We start from the raw sequence: 18,913 nt of genomic DNA on the forward strand, positions 1-18,913 counted from the left end.
ATCAGAAGGGCGTCTAAGTCTGTCTTCACACACCGACCATGGACGCCCTTCGTCATGCCCGCAGCCGATCACGGAATTTCACATCAGCGATCTAGCGCGCCAGCGGCTCCTGCGCAGGCGGCCGACAACACGCAGCCTCCCGGGACGCCTACCCCGGCCCACCCGTCCCCGGCGGTCTCTGGCCCCGACTCCGTGGCGGTCCCACACGCCTCAAGCGCTGACCCGCCACCCACCCCTGCGGCCGCACCCGACACGCAGCCTCCCGGGGCATCGAACCCCGTGGACAGGCCGGAGCCCGAGGGCAGGGCCGAGGGGTTCGCTGCCCGGCTGTTTCTCTACCGCTACCGGGACCTGGCCGGTCTGGTGGTCCTGGCCGCCGATGGGCACCCGGTCCACCACCTCCCAGGCCCCTGGTCACCCGAGCACGTCAACCTGTTCGCCGCCCGCCACAACCTCCCCCTGGAGATCCGCACCCTCACCCACGACGGATATCTGGCCCTGACCACGGAGTCCGCCGACGCCACCACGTAACCCGCTCACACCACCACAAGCACCAGGTCAGTGCACGATCGCCAGCATCACGTCAGACGCCGACGGCCGCTCATCGGGCTTCTTGTTCAGGCACGACCCGATGACCCCGCGCAACGCGGGCGGCAGCGGCGACAGATCCGGATGAACCGTGAGCACCCTGTTGAACACCGCCGGAACCGTGTCCTCGCCGAACGCCGGACGCCCCGTGGCGGCGAACACCATCGTCACCGCCCAGCTGAACACGTCGGAAGCCGGGCCCACCGCCTCACCCGTCAGCTGCTCGGGCGACATGTACGGCGGCGTACCGACCATCTTCCCCTGCGTCACCGTGACCTGATCCAGCGCCCTGGCGATGCCGAAGTCGATCACCCGGGGGCCGTCCGAGCCGATCAGGACGTTGCTCGGTTTGAAGTCCCTGTGGACGACGCCCGCCTTGTGGATGGCCGCCAATGCACCGGCTGTGGATAACGCGAGCCGTACCAGACTGTCCTGATCGCGCGGACCGTGCTTCTTGACCAGCTGTTCCAGGGACGGTCCCTCGACGTACTCACTCACGATGTAGGCGTGCTGGCCGGTGATGTTGACGTCGAGCAGTCTGGCTGTGGAGAAGGTCGCCACCCTGCGCGCCGAGTCGACCTCGCGGGCGAACCGCGCGCGGGCCGTCTCGTCCACCAGATCGTGCAGGACCTTGACCGCGACCCGGTTGCCGTTGGGCGCGGTCGCCAGATACACCGCGCCCTGGCCACCGCGGCCCAGCAGGTGGAGGACACGGTACGGCCCGATCCAGCCGGGATGTCCTGGCTGGCTCTGGAAGCCGGTGTGGCCGGGCGGCGGATGGTAGGTGGGGGTCGTGACCCGCTGGTGAAGGTCCATCGGGGGCTTGACGCGGGCCTTGGCCATGAAGGGGACCAGGATGCCGCTGTGGATCACGCCGCCCAGCCAGCTGATGCCGAAGCCGATGGTGATCAGTGAACGCATCGGGTCGGGTATCTGCTCGAACTCCTCGTATCCCACGATGGTGATCAGGAACGAACCCACGAACACCGTGTAGACGACGGCGGCGATCGCGTGGAAGGTGCTGCGCAGCCAGAAGGCGGCGAAGCCGATGGTGAGCGGAGTGGCCAGGCCGCAACTGATGAAGGGGAGGATCGCCCAACCCACGAAGGCAGCCCAGATCCCGGCGCTGGGGCGGGCGGGGTGGGGGTGTGGCATGCCGGAACACTATCGGTCGGGGGTGACAGGGCGAGGTGGGGCGGCTCTCCTGTGGATAACTCGGGGACAGCCTGTGGATGACTGTGGAAAAACTGGGGACAACAGTCTGGCTCATTCACCTCAGACGCATAGTGCGTCATGATGTTGAACCATGGTGCGGATACCGGGAGTAGGGCTGGCAAAAGGGCTGTCCATCACCCTGCGCCACATGCTGCGCAGATCCGTGACGCGGCAATACCCCGAGGTCAAACCCGCCCTCCCGCCCCGCAGCCGCGGCGTCATCGCGCTGGTCGAGGAAAACTGCACCTCCTGCATGCTGTGCGCCCGCGAATGTCCCGACTGGTGCATCTACATCGACTCCCACAAGGAGACGCTCCCCGCACCGGAAGGCGGCCGCCCCCGCCAGCGCAACGTCCTCGACCGATTCGCGATCGACTTCGCCCTCTGCATGTATTGCGGCATCTGCATTGAGGTGTGCCCGTTCGACGCGTTGTTCTGGTCACCCGAGTTCGAATACGCGGAGGGCGACATCCGCAACCTTCTCCACGAGAAGGAGCAGCTCGGGACATGGGTCGAGACCGTCCCGCCGCCGCCCGCCCACGACGCGGGCGCGGAGCCTCCCAAGGAACTGACCGCGGCTCCACGCCGCCCATCCGGTACGGCAGGCCCCTCCGCCAGACCGGCGCCCTCCGACACCCCCACACCCCGCCGGACCCGCGACACCCCAGCCGGAAAACCTCCCCCAGAGGCCGCCAGCGGAGAAACGCCCGCAGAAGGCTCGTCCACCGCGGAAAAGCCCGCTGAGCGGACACCCAAAGCCGCAACGCCCACAGTCGCAACGCCCACAGAGGGCCCGGCCCCAGAGGCAACGCCCGCAGAGGGTTCACTCCCCAAGGCAACGCCCACGGAGGCTTCGCCCACCGAGGCAACGTCCACAGACGCGAAGCCCACCGGGGAACCACCCGCAGGCACGCCCGAGCCACCTCCCGGCGGAGCGTCCACCGGCGCGAAGGCCAAAGACAAGACACCCGAGACACCTCCGGCCGATGCGTCCACAGGCGCCGCACCGGAGCCCGAGGGCGGGAAGTTGTCCACAGGCGAGCAATCCGGCGACGAGTTGTCCACAGGTTCGGGCGAGTCGTCGCGGCCGTCCGATTCGGGAGAGCAGACTTCTGCCGCGAGCCCGCGCAGGCGGCGGATGGCCGACCCACGGTCCATCCGTCCGCCTGGGCAGCTGCGACCCGACGAGACACAGGAGTCCGAGGAGGATTCGTGACCGAGGCGGCGCCCTTCCTGCCACCCACCACGCAAGAAGTCGTGTTCTTGCTCCTGGGCGCGGTGGCCGTCGGATCGGCGCTGCTCGTCGTCACCACCAAGCAGCTCGTCCACGCCGCCCTCTGGCTCGTGGTCTGCTTCGGCGCGCTGGCCGGCGGATATCTGGTGCTGACCGCGGAGTTCGTCGCCTGGGTGCAGGTGCTGATCTATGTGGGCGCCGTGGTGGTGCTGCTGCTGTTCGGCATCATGCTGACGCGCGCCCCCATCGGACGCTCGGCCGACCTCGACAGCGGCAACCGCGTCGTGGCCGCCGTCGTCGCGCTGGCGACGGCCGCGATCCTGGTCACGGTCGTGATCGACGGCTTCCGTACGGCCTACGCGCCGCTGAAGCCGGGTGAGGGCGCGGCGGGCGAGCTGGGCGCGAGCGTGTTCAGCACGTGGGTGCTGCCGTTCGAGGCGCTGTCCGTGCTCCTGCTCGCGGCGCTGATCGGCGCCATCGTCCTGTCCCGCACCGACATCCGCGGCGCCCCGCCGTCCGCGGGCGAGGCCGGCGGGGATCAGGCTCCGGCTGAAGGTCCCGGGGGGCCCTAGTGCACATCGTGTACCCCGCGGTCGTCTCCGCGTTGCTCTTCTCCATCGGCGTCTACGGCGTGCTGGCCAGACGCAACACGATCCTCGTGCTGATGTCGGTCGAGCTCATGCTCAACGCCGTCAACATCAACCTGGTCGCGTTCGACATGTGGCTGGCCGACGTGCTCCACAGCGGTCAGGTGCTCACGCTGTTCATCATCGTGATCGCGGCGGCCGAGCTGGGTCTCGGCCTGGCGATCGTGCTCGCGCTCTTCCGCAACCGCCAGAGCGTCGACCTCGACCGCCTGCGCGACCTCGCCGAACCCGCCGACCCGGCCACCACCGCCGACGGCGACAACGGCGCGGGCGGCGACAACGGCGGGCGCGCCGACGACCACCAGCCCGCCGAACTCGGCACCGTCACCTCACCCCAGCTCACCGCACGCGGCAACGGCGCCTCCGACCAGGGCGACGGCGCAGGCCGCCCCGGTCACCCCGCCAGGCGAGGAGGCAACGCATGAGCACGATGTCCTCGCCGTTCCCCCTGCTGATCGTGGCGCTGCCGTTCCTCGCGGCCTTCGCGGGCCTGCTCCTTTCCCGCTGGCCGGGAAGGCCGCAACCAGGCCGACCCGCCGAAGCGGGGCGGCCACACCGGGGCGGCAACCGGCGCGCGGCCTGGATCGCCGTCCTTCCCACCGCGGTCTCGGCCGCTCTGGCGCTCTGGCTCGCGGCCGCTCAGGGCTTCGCCTTCTTCGCCGAACGCGCGGCCGAACCCGTCGGCGCCGACTACGGCACGATCGTCACCGGTACGGTCCCCATCGAGCTGACCCTCCAGGTCGACGCCCTGTCCGGTGTCCTCGGCGTCCTGGTGACCCTGGTGGCGCTGGCCGTACAGGTCTATTCGGTGGGTTATCTCCACGACGACCGGCGCTACCCGTCCTACAGCGCCTTCATCAGCCTGTTCACCAGCGCCATGCTGCTCGTCGTCTACTCCGGCGACCTGCTGGTCCTGTACGTGGGCTGGGAGGTCATGGGCCTGTGCTCCTACCTGCTCATCGGCCACTGGTGGGAAGACCGGGCCAACTCCAGGGCCGCCGTGAAGGCCTTCCTGGTCACGCGCCTCGGCGACGTCGGCTTCCTGTTCGGCATCTTCGTGCTGGGCATCTCGGCGGACAGCTTCCGCATCGCCGTCGTGCTCGCCAAGGTGCCCGAGATGTCCACGGCCACGCTGGTCACGGCGACCATGCTGCTGCTGGCCGGGGTGGCGGGCAAGAGCGCCCAGGTGCCGCTGCACACCTGGCTGCCCGACGCCATGGCCGGTCCGACGCCGATCAGCGCGCTGATCCACGCCGCCACCATGGTCGCCGCCGGCATCTTCATCGTGGCCAGGCTCTTCCCCGCGTTCCTCGGGGCCAGGCCCACGCTCGACGTGCTGGCCGTCATCGCGGCGCTCGGCATGCTGGGCGCCGCCCTGGCCGCGCTGGCCCAGGACGACCTCAAACGCGTGCTCGCCTATTCGACGATCAGCCAGCTGTCCTACATGGCCGGCGGCCTGGCCGCGGGCTCCGACCACGCGGCCATCTTCCACCTGCTCACGCACGGCGCGTTCAAGGCGCTGCTGTTCCTGTGCGCGGGCGCGGTCATCCACCACGTCGGCTCCAACCTCATGAGCCGGATGGGCGGCCTGCGCCGTGAGCTACCGGTCACGTTCGCCGCGACCACGATCGGCTTCGCCGCCCTCATGGGCCTGCCGCCGGTCAGCGGATTCTTCAGCAAGGACAGCCTCCTGCTGGCCATGGACGGGGCGGTCGGCGGCGCCGCCCTCACCGACGCCGCCGCGCTCCTGCTCTACGCCTGCGCCCTGGCCACCGTCGTCGCCACCGGCGCCTATTCGGCCCGCGCCTGGCTGCGTACCTTCTTCGGGCCCGCGCGGACCGTCGCCCTGCCCGAGCCGCAACCCGGCACGGCGCACGTGGTCGACACCCGCGAGGCGCCGCCGACGATGCTGATCCCCATCGTCCTGCTCGCGGTCCCCGCCCTCCTGCTGGGCTTCGCCGGCGGCCTCCACCTCGACGCCGGCGTGGCCACCATCAGCGTGGTGCTCGCGCTGCTCGGCGCCGGCGTCGTCTACGCCTTCTGGCGCGGCGATCCGGTCGCCGACCCCGCGCGTATCCTCGGGCCGTTCCGCGTCCCGTGCGAGCGCGCCTTCTACGTCGACTCCGTCTACGCGGCCCTGTTCGTCCGCCCGATCCTCGCGCTGTCCCGGCTGGTGGTCAGCACCGACGACCGGGTCGTGGACGGCGCGGTGCGCGGCTCCGGCCGCACGGCCCGTGGCCTGTCGGGGGTCCTGCGCCTCGCGCAGAACGGCAACGTGCAACTCTACGTCAGCGGCGTACTCGCCGGTGTGCTCCTGATCGTCGTCGGGGCGGTGATGTTCGCATGAGCGGGCTCAGCTGGCTGCCTGTCGCACTGCTGGCCGTACCCCTGCTGGGTGCTCTTGTGCTGCTCGCACCCCCGCCCGCGCTGCGGCGGGCGCTGCGCCTCTACGGCCTCGCGGTCTCGGGCGCGGTCCTGGTGCTGGCCGCGATCATGGTCGCGACCTTCGAGTACGGCCAGGCCGCCCGCATGCAGTTCACCCTCGACCTGCCGTGGATCCCCGGCCTGGGACTCAGGTTCCACCTGGGAGTCGACGGGATCTCGCTGCCGCTGGTCGCGCTGACCGCCCTGCTGACGTTCCTGTGCTTCGTCTACCTGGGTGTCGGCGACGGCCGCGGCCAGGGCCAGTTGCTCCGCCCCAGAGCGGGCGGCAGCCGGCCGAGGGCGCTGGTGTTCACGCTGCTGGTGCTCGAAGTCGGCATGATCGGCACCTTCCTGGCCCTGGACCTGCTGCTGTTCTTCGTGTTCTTCGAGATCGTGCTGATCCCGATGTACTTCCTGATCGCCGTCTGGGGCGGCAAGGCCCGCCGGGCGGCGGCGATCAAGTTCATCCTGTACACCCTGCTCGGCTCCGTCGTCATGCTGCTGGGCCTGCTGCTCATCTGGGCGCAGGCGGGCACGCTCGACATGGTGGAGCTGGCCGCCGGGCACGGCGCGGGAATGTCCAGGGCGGTCCAGGTGGTCGCGTTCCTGGCGGTCGGCAGCGGCCTGGCGGTGAAGACCCCGATGTGGCCTTTGCACACCTGGCTGCCCGACGCCCACACCGAGGCGCCGACCGTCGGCTCGGTGCTGCTGGCCGGCGTACTACTCAAGATGGGCACCTACGGCTTCGCCAGAATCGCCATCCCGGTCCTGCCCGAGGGCGCCGCCGCCCTGGCGCCGTGGCTGGGCGCGCTGGCCGTGGTCGGCATCATCTACGGCTCCCTGGCCTGCCTGGCCCAGCGCGACCTGAAACGGATGATCGCCTACTCCTCCGTCGGCCACATGGGCTTCGTCCTGCTCGGCTTCGCCACGCTGACCACCGTGGGCATCAACGGCGCCCTGTTCGCCAACGTCGCCCACGGCCTCATCACCGGCCTGCTCTTCTTCCTGGCCGGAGCGATCAAGGAGCGCTACTCCACCGCCGACATGCCCTCGATCACCGGCATGCTGGCCACCCTCCCGCACCTGGGCTCGGTGCTGACGTTCGCGGCCATCGCCTCGCTCGGGCTGCCGGGCCTGGCCGGGTTCTGGGGCGAGATGCTCGCGCTGCTGGGCGCCTTCGATCCGGCCGAGGCGCTCTCCCGGCCGCTGTTCCTGACGTTCATGGTCATCGGCGGCCTCGGCGCGGTGCTGACCGCGGCGTACTTCCTGGTCATGCTCTCCCGCGTGACCCACGGACTGCCGGGCGGCAAGGCCACGCCCGCACCCGCACCCGGCCCGTCCGACGAGCTCGCGGACACGCGCCTGGAGAAGTCCGGTGAGCGGATCGGCCTCCTGTCCCGCATGCCCGACATCCGCGGCTACGAGATGGCCGCCTGGGCGCCGCTGATCGTGCTGGTCCTGCTGTTCGGCCTCTGGCCCGGCCTCCTGCTCTCGCTCACCACACCCGCCGTCGAGGCGCTGCTGGGGGTCGTGTCGTGATCCAGTCGATCGACTACTTCGCCATCGCCGCCCCGCTGATCCTGGCGCTGGTGGCGGGCCTGGTGCTGCTGCTCGACGCCTTCCTGCCCGCGACCCGCCGGGTACGCGCCGCGCTCGGCCTCATCACCATGACCGGCCTGCTCGCCGCCCTGGCGTTCGTGGTGGCCCAGGCCCCGGCGGCGGCCCAAGGCCTGTCCACGTTCTGCGTCCCGGAGGCCCTGAACACCGGCCCCACCCCCATGTGCTCCTTCGTCGTCGACCACTTCACCGTGGTCTTCGCCGGTCTGGCGCTGGTGGCCGGGGTCGTCGTGGTGCTGCTGTCGATGACCGAACTCGCGGGCGGTGGCATCCCGGTCGGCGAGTGGTACTTCCTGCTCCTCTGCACCCTCGTGGGCGCCGTCGCCCTCCCCGCCTCCCGCGACCTGATCATGCTCGTGGTCGCGCTCGAACTGGTCTCCCTGCCGGTCTTCGCCCTGACGGCGCTGAAACGCTACGACGGCCGCGGTTCGGAGGCGGCGGTGAAGCTGTTCGTGGTGTCCGTGGTCTCGACCGCCATCATGCTCTTCGGCGTCTCCCTGCTCTATGGCATCACCGGCACCGTCTACCTCAACCGCCTGGCCGCGACCCTGAGCGGCCAGCTCCCGGCCCCGGGCGCCCCCGGCGCGCTGCCCGCGGTCGTCGCGGTCGGCGTGGTCCTGGTGACGGCGGGCTTCGCGTTCAAGATCGCCGCCGTCCCGTTCCACTCCTGGGCGGCCGACGTCTACCAGGGCGCGCCCATCCCCGTCGCCGCCCTCCTGTCGGTCATCTCCAAGGCCGCCGGGTTCGCCGGCCTCATCCTCGTCCTCGTGGCCGCCCTGCGGGGCCAGGCGGCGACCTGGTCCCCGTTGATCGCGATCCTCTCCGCCCTGACCATGACCGCGGGCAACCTGCTGGCAATGCGCCAGCGCTCCGCCGTACGCCTGCTCGCCTGGTCCTCGGTGGCGCAGTCCGGCTACATCCTCGCCCCGCTGGCCATCGCCGCGGGGTCGGGCGCCGCCATCACCGCGTCGATGGCCTATCTGGTCCTGTACGCCGCCATGAACCTGGGCGCCTTCGCCGTGGTCATGCTCGTCTCCCGGAGCGCCCCGAGCAACGAACTGGACGACTACCGGGGCCTGGCCTTCCGTACCCCGGTCGCGGGCATCGCCCTGGCCTTCTGCCTGATCTGCCTGGCGGGCCTGCCGCCCGGCCTGGCGGGGCTGTTCGCCAAGGTCGTGGTCTTCCGCGAGATCGTCGAGGGCGGCCTGGGCTGGCTGGCGGTGGTCATGGCCGTCAACACGGTCATCGGCCTGTACTACTACGTGGCCTGGACGGCCCGCATCGTCACCCCGGCCTCCGCTCCCGCCCACAAGCTCGCCCGCACCCACCCGGCCACCTGGGTCGCCGTCGCCGCAACGCTGGCAATCGCGGTCCTGTTCTCCGCGGCCCCGCAACTGGTTCTCACCCTGACCACGCTGACGGGCTGACACGCGAGCACAGGGCCGAATGGCCGACCGAAACCAAGGATCGCCGCGTGACAGGCCGACCATGATGATCACTCCGCGGCCGCCACGTCACGCCTGCTCAACTCGGTCGGCACGGGACCGCTCCATCGTCCGCGGTCTCACATGATGAGAAAGCGCGCCACGCCGGAAGGTATTTTTGAACGCGCCTCCCTTTTTCGGCGGGGTTTGCAAATGTGGCCGAACGGTTAATGGAAGTTTCAATTTGAAGTGAATTTCCCGCGGCTCCGCCTTCGGCCTGAATTTTGTGTCTTTCCAGGTGCTTGCTCGCCTGTTAACTTCGCTGTGGAATCCACGATCGCGGAGGAGAGGCAATGCTCCACATCGAACTCGACGTCTTTTCTGGACGTCCGAATCCGCACTGGAAGCTCACGGCGCGCGAAGAACGCGAACTCATCGAACGCCTCAAGGCGAATCGTTCCGGGTTACGCTCGGTCAACGACGTCGAGTCCAAGCTGGGTTATCGCGGAATGGTCGTGACCGCCGATCGCTCAAGCCGGGAACGCCTCGCCGCATCCGGCCTGCCACCGAGCTTCCGCCTCAGAGAAGCCACCGGCCTGCGGGTGTCGGACGTCACGGAACGCTGGCTGTTACACACCCCCGGCGCACAGGCCACCATCTCGCCCGAGGTCGGCGACGTATCCGACCTCACCATAGGCACCCCGTCGGCACACCTGGAGTCGGGGGCCGCAGGCCAGATCGCGGCCTGCGCGACCTGGTCGTCCACCTGGGCGGACCTCAACACCTTCTGGAACGGCGCCCGCCGCCCCACCAACAACTGCTACAACTTCGCCTCCAGCCTCGCCACCGGCACCTTCGCGCAGCCCGGCCGCGGCACCGGCAGCGTCTTCACCTCGCTGACCATCGCCAACATCAAGGCGGCGGTGTTCCGCGACGGCTACACCAGCGCCTGCAACGACGACAGGTTCGTCAGCTATCTCTGCATCTGGCCGGGGGAGGACTTTCACTTCTACCACCGGATCGCCGATTACTCCGGCAGCCTCCAACGCTGGGCGCACAAACCAGGAAGCACACCGGCGACGAACGTCGACAATTCCGGGCTGGCCATTACCAATCCGGTGACATGCAACCGGGGTCCGTATACAGTGGACGGATCTCCGTACATCTATCCCCGGGTAAATCCGCGCTCCACTATCAACTAGTCAGGGAGTTCCAGTGGCTGTCCGGCTTGTTCTCGCGGTGCTCGGAGTTTCGCTGTCCATGTTCGCCTGCGGCAATTCCGGCGCCCAGGGCGGCTCGCCGAGCGTGGCGACAGTCGATATTTACTCCGGTCGGCCGAATCCAAGCTGGACCCTCGACAAGTCCGCACGCTCCGCAGTGGTGACGGCAGTGGACGGCCTGCGGGTCGACGAGGGACTCAAGCCACCGGACGAGGGCAGGCTCGGCTTCCGCTGGATCGAGGTGACCGGCCTGGACACCTCGCACGGCCGCGTAGCACGGGCCAAGGTGGCCCCGCGCGTCGTCGCGCTGGAAATGTCGGCCGATCGGCGTACGGTCCTGCTGGCCGACCCCGAATCGCGCACACTCCAGGAACTCCTGCGGCACGCCGCGGGCCATGTTGACGCCGACGTGCTCAATCTCATCCGTCAACAGATCCGCTAACGGAGGACACCCATGTCCGAATCAGTCTCACGTCGTACGATCATCGCCGGCATCCTCGTGGGCGGCGCCGCCGCGTTCGCCCTGCAGTCGGAGGCACTCGCGGGAGCCCCCGACGGCACCGTCGAGTCCTGGCTGCTGACCACGGCCAAATTCTGACCAACAAGCGACACCCAATGGATCCATGGCCAGGAGGGCGCCGCCCGGCAAGGCCATGACTCCGCCGAAAGCGAAGGGCCCCTGGTGCGCGTAGGCGCAGACCAGAGGCCCTTCGTACTGCGTGTGGCAGGTCCAGGGTTCGAACCTGGGTAGGCTAAGCCGACGGATTTACAGGGGACCGACGATTCAGTTCACCACAAGCGTCTGACCACGAGGGCCGGCCCCGAGCGCTCACCCGTTCAGAAAGATCATCCCGCGCATATCCCGGATCATGGGCGATGCAACTTCGAACAGCGTCCGGTAGCGTGCTGCGATGGCTTGTGCAGATGACGCCGTCACGCTCTGCCCCACATGTGCCCAGCCAATGACGGTTGGTGCCTTCTATCTGATGCACCGTGAGGACGATGGCAGGCGTACTTGCCGCGTTGGGTGGAGTTGTCCGACTGATCACCACTGGTGGCACTGGGCCGATCGACCTGACAGCCCTCTTGAAGCACTTCCTCGCGAAGTCTTGTAGAGCTTGAGGCCAGGCGCTGTCAGCTTGGGAATTGCAGGGATCTTGCCTTGTAGAGGTGTTGACCTGGTCTGAGGCCGGTCGTGAGTGACCGTGGTTGACCCCTCGCCACCGGGGTTAATGGCACGACGATCACCAGAAGCTCCTGCAATGGCGGCTGCGCAGGCGGTGCCCGGCGAATGCCTGGGGGTCCCACCGGGCGGGATGACCAGGCTTCCACCTCAGCTACCTACGAGCCTCAGGTCCCCGCAGTAATCATCCCGGAGCCGGAGATCCCCGCCGGAGGCTTATTCTCGCTTGGGCCTACCGCCCTGGTGCCAGAGGTGGTCCTTGTGTCGAAGGGCGTCAATCAGAGTCCGGCTGTAGCCGCTTGCTTGCACGACCTCGTCTATCTTCTCGGCGCGGGCCTGCGGGGGAAGAAGCTGCTGGATGAGGCTGGCAATCTGGGCGCGGGTCCGCTGGAGCTCGACCGTCATGTATCGCTCTTCTTCGCCCAGTGCGCGAAGCTCGGCATATCGGCCGTCGGACGGGATGCTCTCGGACATGTCGATACTTTAAGGCTTGGCGACCTTGCGGTCTCGGCGCGCGGTTCCCCGCGCGGGACCGGCCCCCAGGCCGCATGCCCGCGCGGGGAAGGCCGCGCGCGGCGGCGCAGCCGCCGCCTTGATTCCTATAGGGGCAATTCGGCAGTTGCGCCTATGGATTCGTGAGTCTGTTCAGCTCCTTGAGTGCCAAGGCCCATGGGTAGCTGTCGAGGATGCTTCCTCCTGTGCCGGCTGGATGGGGTTCGAACTGGCCGGGGCCGAGGAGGACGGGGATGCCTTCGGCGCGGAGTTGTTCAACACTCCGGAGCAGAGGTGCACGGCTGGCGAAGGCGCTGTTGATGAAGGGCAGGACGACCACGGGGATGCCGAGGCCGGGCGCTTCGGCGAGGACGTCCTGCTTCGGGTCTATGCGAAGTGCCTCGACGGCCACCAGAAGATCGCGAACAAGCGGATCGAGGACGCACTGGCAGCATGAGACGAACGAGAGCCCCGGCGGCGCACCGGGGCTCTTCGGCGTTCCTGGGGCCGATTTGATCCCGCAGAAGGGCCGAAATCCGGCCGCCGAGCAGGGAAAACGCGCCAAGATTCATCCCGCGCATATCCCGCGACCACCGACATTCGGCTGCTTCCGGTGGCCTGCGGCTGCCTGCCCCGGAAACGCAAAGAGGCCCCCGAAAGGGCCTCTGAGCTGCTTGTACTGCGTGTGGCAGGTCCAGGGTTCGAACCTGGGTAGGCTAAGCCGACGGATTTACAGTCCGCTCCCATTGGCCACTCGGGCAACCTGCCTTGTCAGACCCGCTTGCGCGGCGACAGGTAGAAGAATAGCGGACTTTCGAGGTGGACGTGACATCAGAATGTCCTGCTTGTGGTCGGGGGTCAGCGGCGCTTCGCGACGGTGAGGAGGACGGCTGAGTCCTCCACGGCCTCGACCGCGTGTACGGCCTGCGGAATGATCAGCAGGTCCCCGGTCATCCCGTCCCAGGAGACGCCGTCGGACAGGAGCCTGACCCGGCCGGACACGACGTACAGGGTGGCTTCGCCGGGATTGTTGTGGTCGTCCATGCGGGATCCGGCAGCCAGGGCGATCATGGTTTGGCGTAGGACCTGTTCGTGCCCGCCGTACAGGGTGGTGGCGGATCGGCCGCTTGAGGCGACACGCGCGGTTTCGAGCTGGTTGCGGGCTACCGCGGTCAATGACTGCTTGTTCAAAGGTTCCACCTCTCACCATCCTGGTCGTGGGTATTCCCGCAGCTCACCCCCATCTCCCCGGCCAAGGCTCGGGTAAACGACATTTGACCGGCAGAGCGCCGCGCGCGGATGCTGGCTAGGCTTGTCAGGCTTATCAAGGACTATCGGGCCGCGGCGCCCGTGCGGGCTATCGAGAGTGAAGAAGGCCGAGTCCGCCGTGACTTGGCCCGTCTGAGAGGTTTCGGGCATTGGCAGACTCGTCATTCGACATCGTCAGCAAGATCGACCATCAGGAGGTCGACAACGCGCTGAACCAGACAGTCAAGGAGATCGGGCACCGCTTCGACTTCAAGAACACCGGCGCTTCGATCAGCTGGTCCGGCCAGCAGAACATCGAGATCAAGGCGAACAGCGAGGAGCGCGCCAACGCCGCCCTCGACGTGTTCAAGGAGAAGATCATCAAGCGGGGTCTCTCCCTGAAGATCCTTGACTCCGGCGAGCCGAAGCTGTCGGGCAAGGAGTACCGCATGATGATCGCCCTCAAGGAGGGCATCGACCAGGAGAACGCCAAGAAGATCTCCAAGCTGATCCGCGACGAGGGCCCCAAGGGCATCAAGGCGCAGATCCAGGGCGAGGAGCTTCGGGTCAGCTCCAAGAAGAAGGACGACCTGCAGGACGTCATCACCCTGCTCAAGGGTAAGGACCTCGACGTCGCCCTGCAGTTCGTGAACTACCGCTAGCGACGCTCGGGGCACGCCGTGCCCCGAGCCGCTCACCACCACCTTCAGAGGTACGGCGGGCACGTCCGCCAACTCGCACCCCGCGAGATCCCCGGGCTCCTGCGGTCCACCCAAGCACCACTCCCCGAGAAGCCGTGCCGCGCTGGGCGGAACCCGCCTGTCACGCGCGCTGCGCCGCTCCGGCCAAGACCTCGCCCTTGCGCCGGGCCATCGCGCAGCCGCGCCCGCCCCGCGCCGATTCAGGTCACCTCTGCCAAGCCGCCTCGCCTCACCTCGCGCCGAGCCGCGCCGCCTCGTGTGGTGTCGCGCCGAGCCGCGCCTGGTGAGGCAACGGGCCGCGCCGCTTCGGGTGCGGATCGCGTTGTGCTGCTCTGGCCGAGGCACGTCCCCGCGGCTCCGGCCAGCGATGCCCCTGTTGACAGGCCCCTTGACTGCTCGCCGTACCCCTGACTGGGGGTTGGGTGCTTGTGGGGGTTGCGGGTTTGCGCAGGTCAGCGTCCTTAATGTCCGGTCAAGTCCGGGAACGGGAGATTTCCGGAACGGCGTGCGGGATGGTGGGGCGGGAACGTTGGGGTGGGGGATGGACGTTGGAGCTGGTGAACCCAGACCACGGAAGGGGGAGCCTTGCGTCGCAATGGTGTGCGCACAGCCGTGCTACTTGGCGGATTGTCGGCAGGGATCCTCGTCGTGGGCACCTGGGTGGGTGGCAGGGTCGGGCTGCAGGTCGCGTTGCTGATGGCGCTGGGAAGCTCCGGGATCGCGTACTTCTTCTCCGACCGGATCGCGCTGTCGGCCATGCGGGCCCGGCCGGTCAGCGAGGTCGAGCAGCCGACGCTCTACAAGATCGTGCGCGAGCTGTCCACGGAGGCGCGGCAGCCGATGCCGAGGCTGTACATCTCGCCTACGGCCCAGCCGAACGCCTTCGCCACCGGCAGGAGCCCCAGGCGGGCGGCGATCTGCGTGACGTGGGGGCTGACGCGGCTGCTGGACGAGCGGGAGCTGCGCGGGGTCATCGGGCATGAGCTGTCACACGTGTACAACCGCGACATCCTCCTCTCGTCCGTTACGGCGGCGCTGGCCACGATGATCACGTGGGTCAGCTATGTCGCGGTGTTCTTCGGCGGCTCGGACGACGATGAGGGCCCCGGATTTCTCGGGGCGCTGCTGATGATGGTGCTGGGCCCGGTGGCGGCCGGCATGGTGCAGATGGCGATTTCCCGGACACGCGAGTTCCAGGCGGACGAGTCGGCCGCCCGGCTGACCGGCGACCCGCTGGCTCTGGCCTCCGCGTTGCGGAAGATCGAGATGGGCGCCCGGCGGCTGCCGTTGCCGGAGAACAGCCGGCTGACCTCGGCCTCGCACCTGATGATCGCCAACCCGTTCAGCGGATCGGGACTCGGCCGGATGTTCTCCAGCCACCCGCCCACCTCGCAGCGCGTGGCGAGGCTGGAGCGAATGGCGGGATATCGGCGCTGAGGTTCCAACCCGGTGGTGCACAATTGGATCATGGGGTTACGTATGCGGCTCAACGCGGCCGAGCAGCGTGTCTGGAAGGCCTTCGAAACGGGCGCCTGGACCGAGTTCGCCGACCCCATCACCGGCCCCGGCCGCATCGCCGGCGAGAACGCGCCCACGGACGGCGAGACGTGGGGCCCCGAGCGCACCGTGCGCGGCGAGGTGATCTCGGCCCTGCTCCTCGGCGCCCACGAACCCGCCGCGGGCACCGCCCCCGCCGTACGGCTGCGCGGCGCCCGCATCACCGGCCAGATCGCCCTCAGAGGGGCGAACACCGCATACGAGCTCGCGATCAGCGGCTGCCACCTGGACGAACCGGTCGACTGCGCGGGAGCGACGACCAAGACGCTGCGGTTCACCGACTGCCACCTGCCCGGCCTGCGGGGCAGCGGCATGCGGGTGGCCGGGCACCTGAGCTTGTCGGGTTCGGTCGTGACCGGCTCGGTCCGGGTGGCGCGGGCGGTGTTCGAGAGCGGTCTCTGGCTCGGCGGCACGAAGATCACCACCACGGAGGAGTGGGCGTTGTGGTCGGGCGCGATGGTGGTCGACGCCGGCCTCTACCTCAACAACGCCGACATCACCGGCGGCCTGCGCCTGGTCGGGGCGCGGCTCAACGGCGGCCTGTTCATGAGCAACGCCACCATCCGCAACCCCGGCAAGGACGCGCTGGCCGCCGACAACATCACGGTCGAAGACATCTTCGAGGGCGATTTCCAGGCCTTCGGGGTCGTACGGCTGCGCGGCGCCCGCGTCAACGGCACCCTGTCGATCACCGGCGCCATCCACAGCCCCGACACGCCGTACGCGCTGCACGCCAGCCACATGGAGGTCCGCGAACTCGTCCTGAAGCCCGCCGAGCCCATCGAGGGCGTCGTCAGCCTCGCCCACTCCCGCGTCGGCACGCTCCGCGACGACCCTGACACCTGGCCGGAGAAGCTCCGCCTGAACGGCCTGGTCTACGAAGCACTGCGCGGCAGCGGTGTCACCCGGCGCATCGACTGGGTCGGCCGGGATCCGGCGGGTTTCCGGCCGCAGCCGTACGAGCAGCTCGCCGCGTGGTGCCTGCGCGACGGGAACGAGCATCTGGCCCGCCGCACCCAACTGGCCAAGTTGCGGGCGCGACGCCGTACCTTCCCGCTCAGTGGCCGTATCTGGGGCAATCTCCTCGACATCACCGTCGGGTACGGCTACCGCCCCTGGCTGGCCTCGATCTGGTTCGTCCTGCTGCTGGTCGTGGGCACGGTCGTCTTCGCCATGAACCCACCCAGAGCGCTCAAGCCCTCGGAAGCTCCGGCGTTCGACGCGTTCGCCTACACCTTTGACCTGTTGCTGCCGATCGCGACATTCGGGCAGCGGGAGTTGTTCGATCCGGCCGGTTGGACCCAGGGGCTGGCGTACGGCCTGATCGCCGCCGGGTGGATCCTGGCCACCGCGCTGATCGCCGGAGCTACCCGGATTCTCCGTCCAGTGTGATCTTGCGAAGAATGGCCGGAAGGTCCGCGGGGAAGAAGGCCTCGTCGGTCGTCTCGAGTTCCTCCACGCTCCACCAGCGGTGTCCCAGCGTGGTGTCCTTCTCGATGTCCTCCATGTGATCGAACGAGACTTCCGCGCCGGTCACCCGGACCGCGAAGAACGTCTGGTCCTGCGTGATCGCGTACTCGCCGAAGTTGAACGAGATCGTCCCGGTCGCCAGCGGCCCGGTGAACTCTCCGGCGGGCGCCGTGATCCCGACCTCCTCGAACAGCTCCCGGACCGCCGCGTCCAGCAGCGTCTCGTCGTGCTCGGCCGCGCCGCCGATCGTGAACCAGAACGGCTGCTCCGGCACGGCCGGATCGAACCCGTGCAGCAGCAGGACCCGGCCTTCGTCATTGATGGGGAGCGCGCGTCCGGTGAACCGGCGCAGCGGGATCTTCGTCACGACCGACAGCTTAAGCCGCATTTCCCGCATAAGCCCTTCAAGGTCGGCGAACCGGGCGTCGCTGGGCGTGGGCAACTAGCCTGGCCTGGTGAAGGTCCTCTACGTCATCGTCTGCGCCGCCGCGCCCGCCTCGGACGTCGGCCGCCTGGTCGAACTGGCCCAGGACACCGGATGGGACGTCCAGATCGTCGCCACCCCGCAGGCCCTGGACTTCATCGACGTGCCCGCGCTGGAACTCCAGACCGGCCGGGCCGTACGCAGCCGCTACCGCAAACCCCACGAACCCAAGCCGCCCAGGCCCGACGCGATCATCGTCGCTCCGGCCACCTTCAACACCGTGAACAAGTTCGCCCAGGGGATGACCGACTCGTACGCGCTCGGCCTGCTCGCCGAGGCGCCTGGGCTGGGGATCCCGGTCGTGGTGCTGACCTTCGTCAACGCGGCGTTGTCGGCGCGGGCGCCGTTCATTCGGAGCGTGGAGAGCTTGCGGGCCGAGGGGGTCGTGGTGGTGGCGGGATCGGACGGCGAACAGCAGACCCAGCCCTGGGACCTGGCCCTGAGAGAACTCAACCAACCCCTATGACCCGGTACGGCCCGCCGCCCCAACGCGATGAGCCCAACGAACGGGCCGGTGCCCGGGGTGGTCACGACGTGCTTCCATGACGCCCGACAGCGGGGATCCGCGGGCCAGGGCCCGGATGGCCGCAGGGAGTTTGCGAGCGGGGCCGGGATGCCGGGTGGGGCTGGAGGAGGGGGAGGCGTTGAGCCCGGAGGGTGCCGCGTGGTTGGGGTGGAAATGCGACAAACCGGCGCCTCCGTGGAGGTGCCGGTTCGTGCGGTGTGGTGCAGGAGTGTCTGCCCTGCGGAGAACCCGGGCCGCGTGTGGAATCGCGGCTGAGGCGCGGTCGGCCGGATCGGGAGGTGGCCTGGCCGCGGCCGAGTGCTAGCGGGTCTCGCGGTGCGCGCGGTGGGTGCGGCAGTTGGGGCAGTACTTCTTCAGCTCAAGCCGATCCGGGTCGTTGCGCCGGTTCTTCCGCGTGATGTAGTTGCGGTGCTTGCACTCCTGGCAGGCCAGCGTGATCTTCGGCCTAACGTCGGTGGCAGCCACGTGGGAGTGCCTTTCTACGTTCGGGACATGGACATACCCGTGCCCAGGCCTGGTGACCTGAGAAGGGCCGTAGCGGAGGCCGGACTTGAACCGGCGACACAACGATTATGAGCCGTTTGCTCTGCCTGACTGAGCTACTCCGCCTGGAGCCGGGCGAAACAACCCGGACCCGTAGAGGATACCCGACCTCAGGAGCACATACGTACATCACCTGGTCAGGTGCGTTGACCTCATCTATGCTTCACCGCTGAACTCATAACAAAAGCCTCGACCGAAAACTTCCGGTGAGGCCTGGTGAAGCTGGAGCCCCCAAACGGAATCGAACCGTTGACCTTCTCCTTACCATGGAGACGCTCTGCCGACTGAGCTATAGGGGCCTGTCCGCAGGCGCTGTCTGCGTTGCGGACAGGTGTAACCA

At 68.5% G+C, this 18,913-nt stretch carries 19 protein-coding genes, 3 tRNA genes and 1 pseudogene; 15 read left to right on the plus strand and 8 right to left on the minus strand.

The annotated features are described in order from the left end of the window. Positions 1-279 precede the first annotated feature (279 nt). Positions 280-531 (plus strand): hypothetical protein, encoded by a 252-nt coding sequence (locus ACFWY5_RS02565; protein ID WP_379630360.1) that lies wholly within the window; start codon positions 280-282, stop codon positions 529-531. 27 nt (positions 532-558) lie between these two features. Here ACFWY5_RS02565 and ACFWY5_RS02570 read toward each other — a convergent pair whose 3' ends face one another. After that, positions 559-1,743, minus strand: a complete 1,185-nt coding sequence (locus ACFWY5_RS02570; protein ID WP_379630361.1) for a serine/threonine-protein kinase — start codon at positions 1,741-1,743, stop codon at positions 559-561. Positions 1,744-1,894: 151 nt separating this feature from the next. Between ACFWY5_RS02570 and ACFWY5_RS02575 the strand changes: the two genes are divergently transcribed. From ACFWY5_RS02575 to ACFWY5_RS02615, 9 genes and pseudogenes are all read left to right on the plus strand, one after another. Beyond that, positions 1,895-3,019, plus strand: coding sequence for a 4Fe-4S binding protein (locus ACFWY5_RS02575; RefSeq protein WP_379630362.1), 1,125 nt, complete (start codon positions 1,895-1,897; stop codon positions 3,017-3,019). Next, a complete protein-coding gene (locus ACFWY5_RS02580; RefSeq protein ID WP_379615330.1) occupies positions 3,016-3,609 on the plus strand; it encodes an NADH-quinone oxidoreductase subunit J in 594 nt (197 codons plus the stop codon). The genes ACFWY5_RS02575 and ACFWY5_RS02580 overlap by 4 nt, the downstream gene beginning before the upstream one ends. After that, a pseudogene (gene nuoK / locus ACFWY5_RS02585) lies at positions 3,609-3,893 on the plus strand (NADH-quinone oxidoreductase subunit NuoK); the annotation flags it as partial. The gene ACFWY5_RS02580 and the pseudogene nuoK, both read left to right, overlap by 1 nt. Before the next feature lie 212 nt (positions 3,894-4,105). Continuing rightward, entirely contained in the window at positions 4,106-6,031 is a 1,926-nt protein-coding gene (locus ACFWY5_RS02590) for an NADH-quinone oxidoreductase subunit L (protein WP_379630363.1), read from the plus strand. Continuing rightward, positions 6,028-7,647: a NuoM family protein gene (locus ACFWY5_RS02595; RefSeq protein WP_379630364.1), complete on the plus strand. Its 1,620-nt coding sequence runs from the start codon at positions 6,028-6,030 to the stop codon at positions 7,645-7,647. Before ACFWY5_RS02590 ends, ACFWY5_RS02595 begins: the two co-directional genes overlap by 4 nt. Then, entirely contained in the window at positions 7,644-9,152 is a 1,509-nt protein-coding gene (locus tag ACFWY5_RS02600; protein WP_379615324.1) for an NADH-quinone oxidoreductase subunit N, read from the plus strand. Before ACFWY5_RS02595 ends, ACFWY5_RS02600 begins: the two co-directional genes overlap by 4 nt. A gap of 350 nt (positions 9,153-9,502) precedes the next feature. Further along, positions 9,503-10,351, plus strand: a complete 849-nt coding sequence (locus ACFWY5_RS02605) for a hypothetical protein (RefSeq protein WP_379615322.1) — start codon at positions 9,503-9,505, stop codon at positions 10,349-10,351. Positions 10,352-10,364: 13 nt separating this feature from the next. After that, the gene (locus tag ACFWY5_RS02610; protein WP_379630365.1) at positions 10,365-10,811 is read left to right on the plus strand and encodes a hypothetical protein; all 447 of its coding nucleotides are present in this window, start codon (positions 10,365-10,367) and stop codon (positions 10,809-10,811) included. A 12-nt stretch (positions 10,812-10,823) separates the two neighbouring features. Continuing rightward, entirely contained in the window at positions 10,824-10,967 is a 144-nt protein-coding gene (locus ACFWY5_RS02615) for a hypothetical protein (RefSeq protein WP_379615318.1), read from the plus strand. An 801-nt stretch (positions 10,968-11,768) separates the two neighbouring features. Here ACFWY5_RS02615 and ACFWY5_RS02620 read toward each other — a convergent pair. Beyond that, positions 11,769-12,026 carry a hypothetical protein gene (locus tag ACFWY5_RS02620; RefSeq protein WP_379630366.1) on the minus strand — a complete coding sequence of 86 codons (258 nt, stop codon included), beginning with the start codon at positions 12,024-12,026 and terminating at the stop codon, positions 11,769-11,771. A gap of 235 nt (positions 12,027-12,261) precedes the next feature. On the opposite strand from ACFWY5_RS02620, the gene ACFWY5_RS02625 reads away from it, so the two are divergent. Beyond that, positions 12,262-12,501 carry a hypothetical protein gene (locus ACFWY5_RS02625; protein ID WP_379630367.1) on the plus strand — a complete coding sequence of 80 codons (240 nt, stop codon included), beginning with the start codon at positions 12,262-12,264 and terminating at the stop codon, positions 12,499-12,501. Between the two features lie 229 nt (positions 12,502-12,730). Here ACFWY5_RS02625 and ACFWY5_RS02630 read toward each other — a convergent pair. Both ACFWY5_RS02630 and ACFWY5_RS02635 read right to left on the minus strand, forming a co-directional pair. Further along, positions 12,731-12,812 (minus strand) — tRNA-Tyr (locus ACFWY5_RS02630). Positions 12,813-12,902: 90 nt separating this feature from the next. Beyond that, positions 12,903-13,235 (minus strand): cupin domain-containing protein, encoded by a 333-nt coding sequence (locus tag ACFWY5_RS02635; RefSeq protein ID WP_379630368.1) that lies wholly within the window; start codon positions 13,233-13,235, stop codon positions 12,903-12,905. 227 nt (positions 13,236-13,462) lie between these two features. Here ACFWY5_RS02635 and ACFWY5_RS02640 point away from each other — a divergent pair, with 227 nt between their 5' ends. The 3 genes from ACFWY5_RS02640 (at position 13,463) to ACFWY5_RS02650 (ending at position 16,942) form a co-directional block, all read left to right on the plus strand. Beyond that, positions 13,463-13,954, plus strand: a complete 492-nt coding sequence (locus ACFWY5_RS02640; protein WP_184958497.1) for a YajQ family cyclic di-GMP-binding protein — start codon at positions 13,463-13,465, stop codon at positions 13,952-13,954. Between the two features lie 624 nt (positions 13,955-14,578). After that, the gene (gene htpX / locus ACFWY5_RS02645; RefSeq protein ID WP_379615309.1) at positions 14,579-15,430 is read left to right on the plus strand and encodes a zinc metalloprotease HtpX; all 852 of its coding nucleotides are present in this window, start codon (positions 14,579-14,581) and stop codon (positions 15,428-15,430) included. A gap of 30 nt (positions 15,431-15,460) precedes the next feature. Next, positions 15,461-16,942: a hypothetical protein gene (locus ACFWY5_RS02650; RefSeq protein WP_379615307.1), complete on the plus strand. Its 1,482-nt coding sequence runs from the start codon at positions 15,461-15,463 to the stop codon at positions 16,940-16,942. Here the strand turns inward: ACFWY5_RS02650 and ACFWY5_RS02655 are convergent. Next, positions 16,917-17,387, minus strand: coding sequence for an NUDIX hydrolase (locus ACFWY5_RS02655; protein WP_379615305.1), 471 nt, complete (start codon positions 17,385-17,387; stop codon positions 16,917-16,919). The genes ACFWY5_RS02650 and ACFWY5_RS02655 overlap by 26 nt on opposite strands. Before the next feature lie 88 nt (positions 17,388-17,475). Here ACFWY5_RS02655 and ACFWY5_RS02660 point away from each other — a divergent pair, with 88 nt between their 5' ends. After that, the gene (locus ACFWY5_RS02660; RefSeq protein WP_379630369.1) at positions 17,476-17,970 is read left to right on the plus strand and encodes a flavoprotein; all 495 of its coding nucleotides are present in this window, start codon (positions 17,476-17,478) and stop codon (positions 17,968-17,970) included. 360 nt (positions 17,971-18,330) lie between these two features. On the opposite strand, the gene rpmG is transcribed toward ACFWY5_RS02660, so the two are convergent. From rpmG to ACFWY5_RS02675, 3 genes are all read right to left on the minus strand, one after another. Then, on the minus strand, positions 18,331-18,495 hold the full coding sequence (gene rpmG, locus ACFWY5_RS02665; RefSeq protein WP_101786011.1) for a 50S ribosomal protein L33: 165 nt from the start codon (positions 18,493-18,495) through the stop codon (positions 18,331-18,333). 70 nt (positions 18,496-18,565) lie between these two features. Next, positions 18,566-18,639: transfer RNA gene (locus tag ACFWY5_RS02670), tRNA-Met, on the minus strand. Between the two features lie 157 nt (positions 18,640-18,796). Continuing rightward, positions 18,797-18,872: transfer RNA gene (locus ACFWY5_RS02675), tRNA-Thr, on the minus strand. Positions 18,873-18,913: the final 41 nt, after the last annotated feature.

It is taken from the genome of Nonomuraea sp. NPDC059007, assembly GCF_042740555.1.
GTDB lineage: Bacteria > Actinomycetota > Actinomycetes > Streptosporangiales > Streptosporangiaceae > Nonomuraea.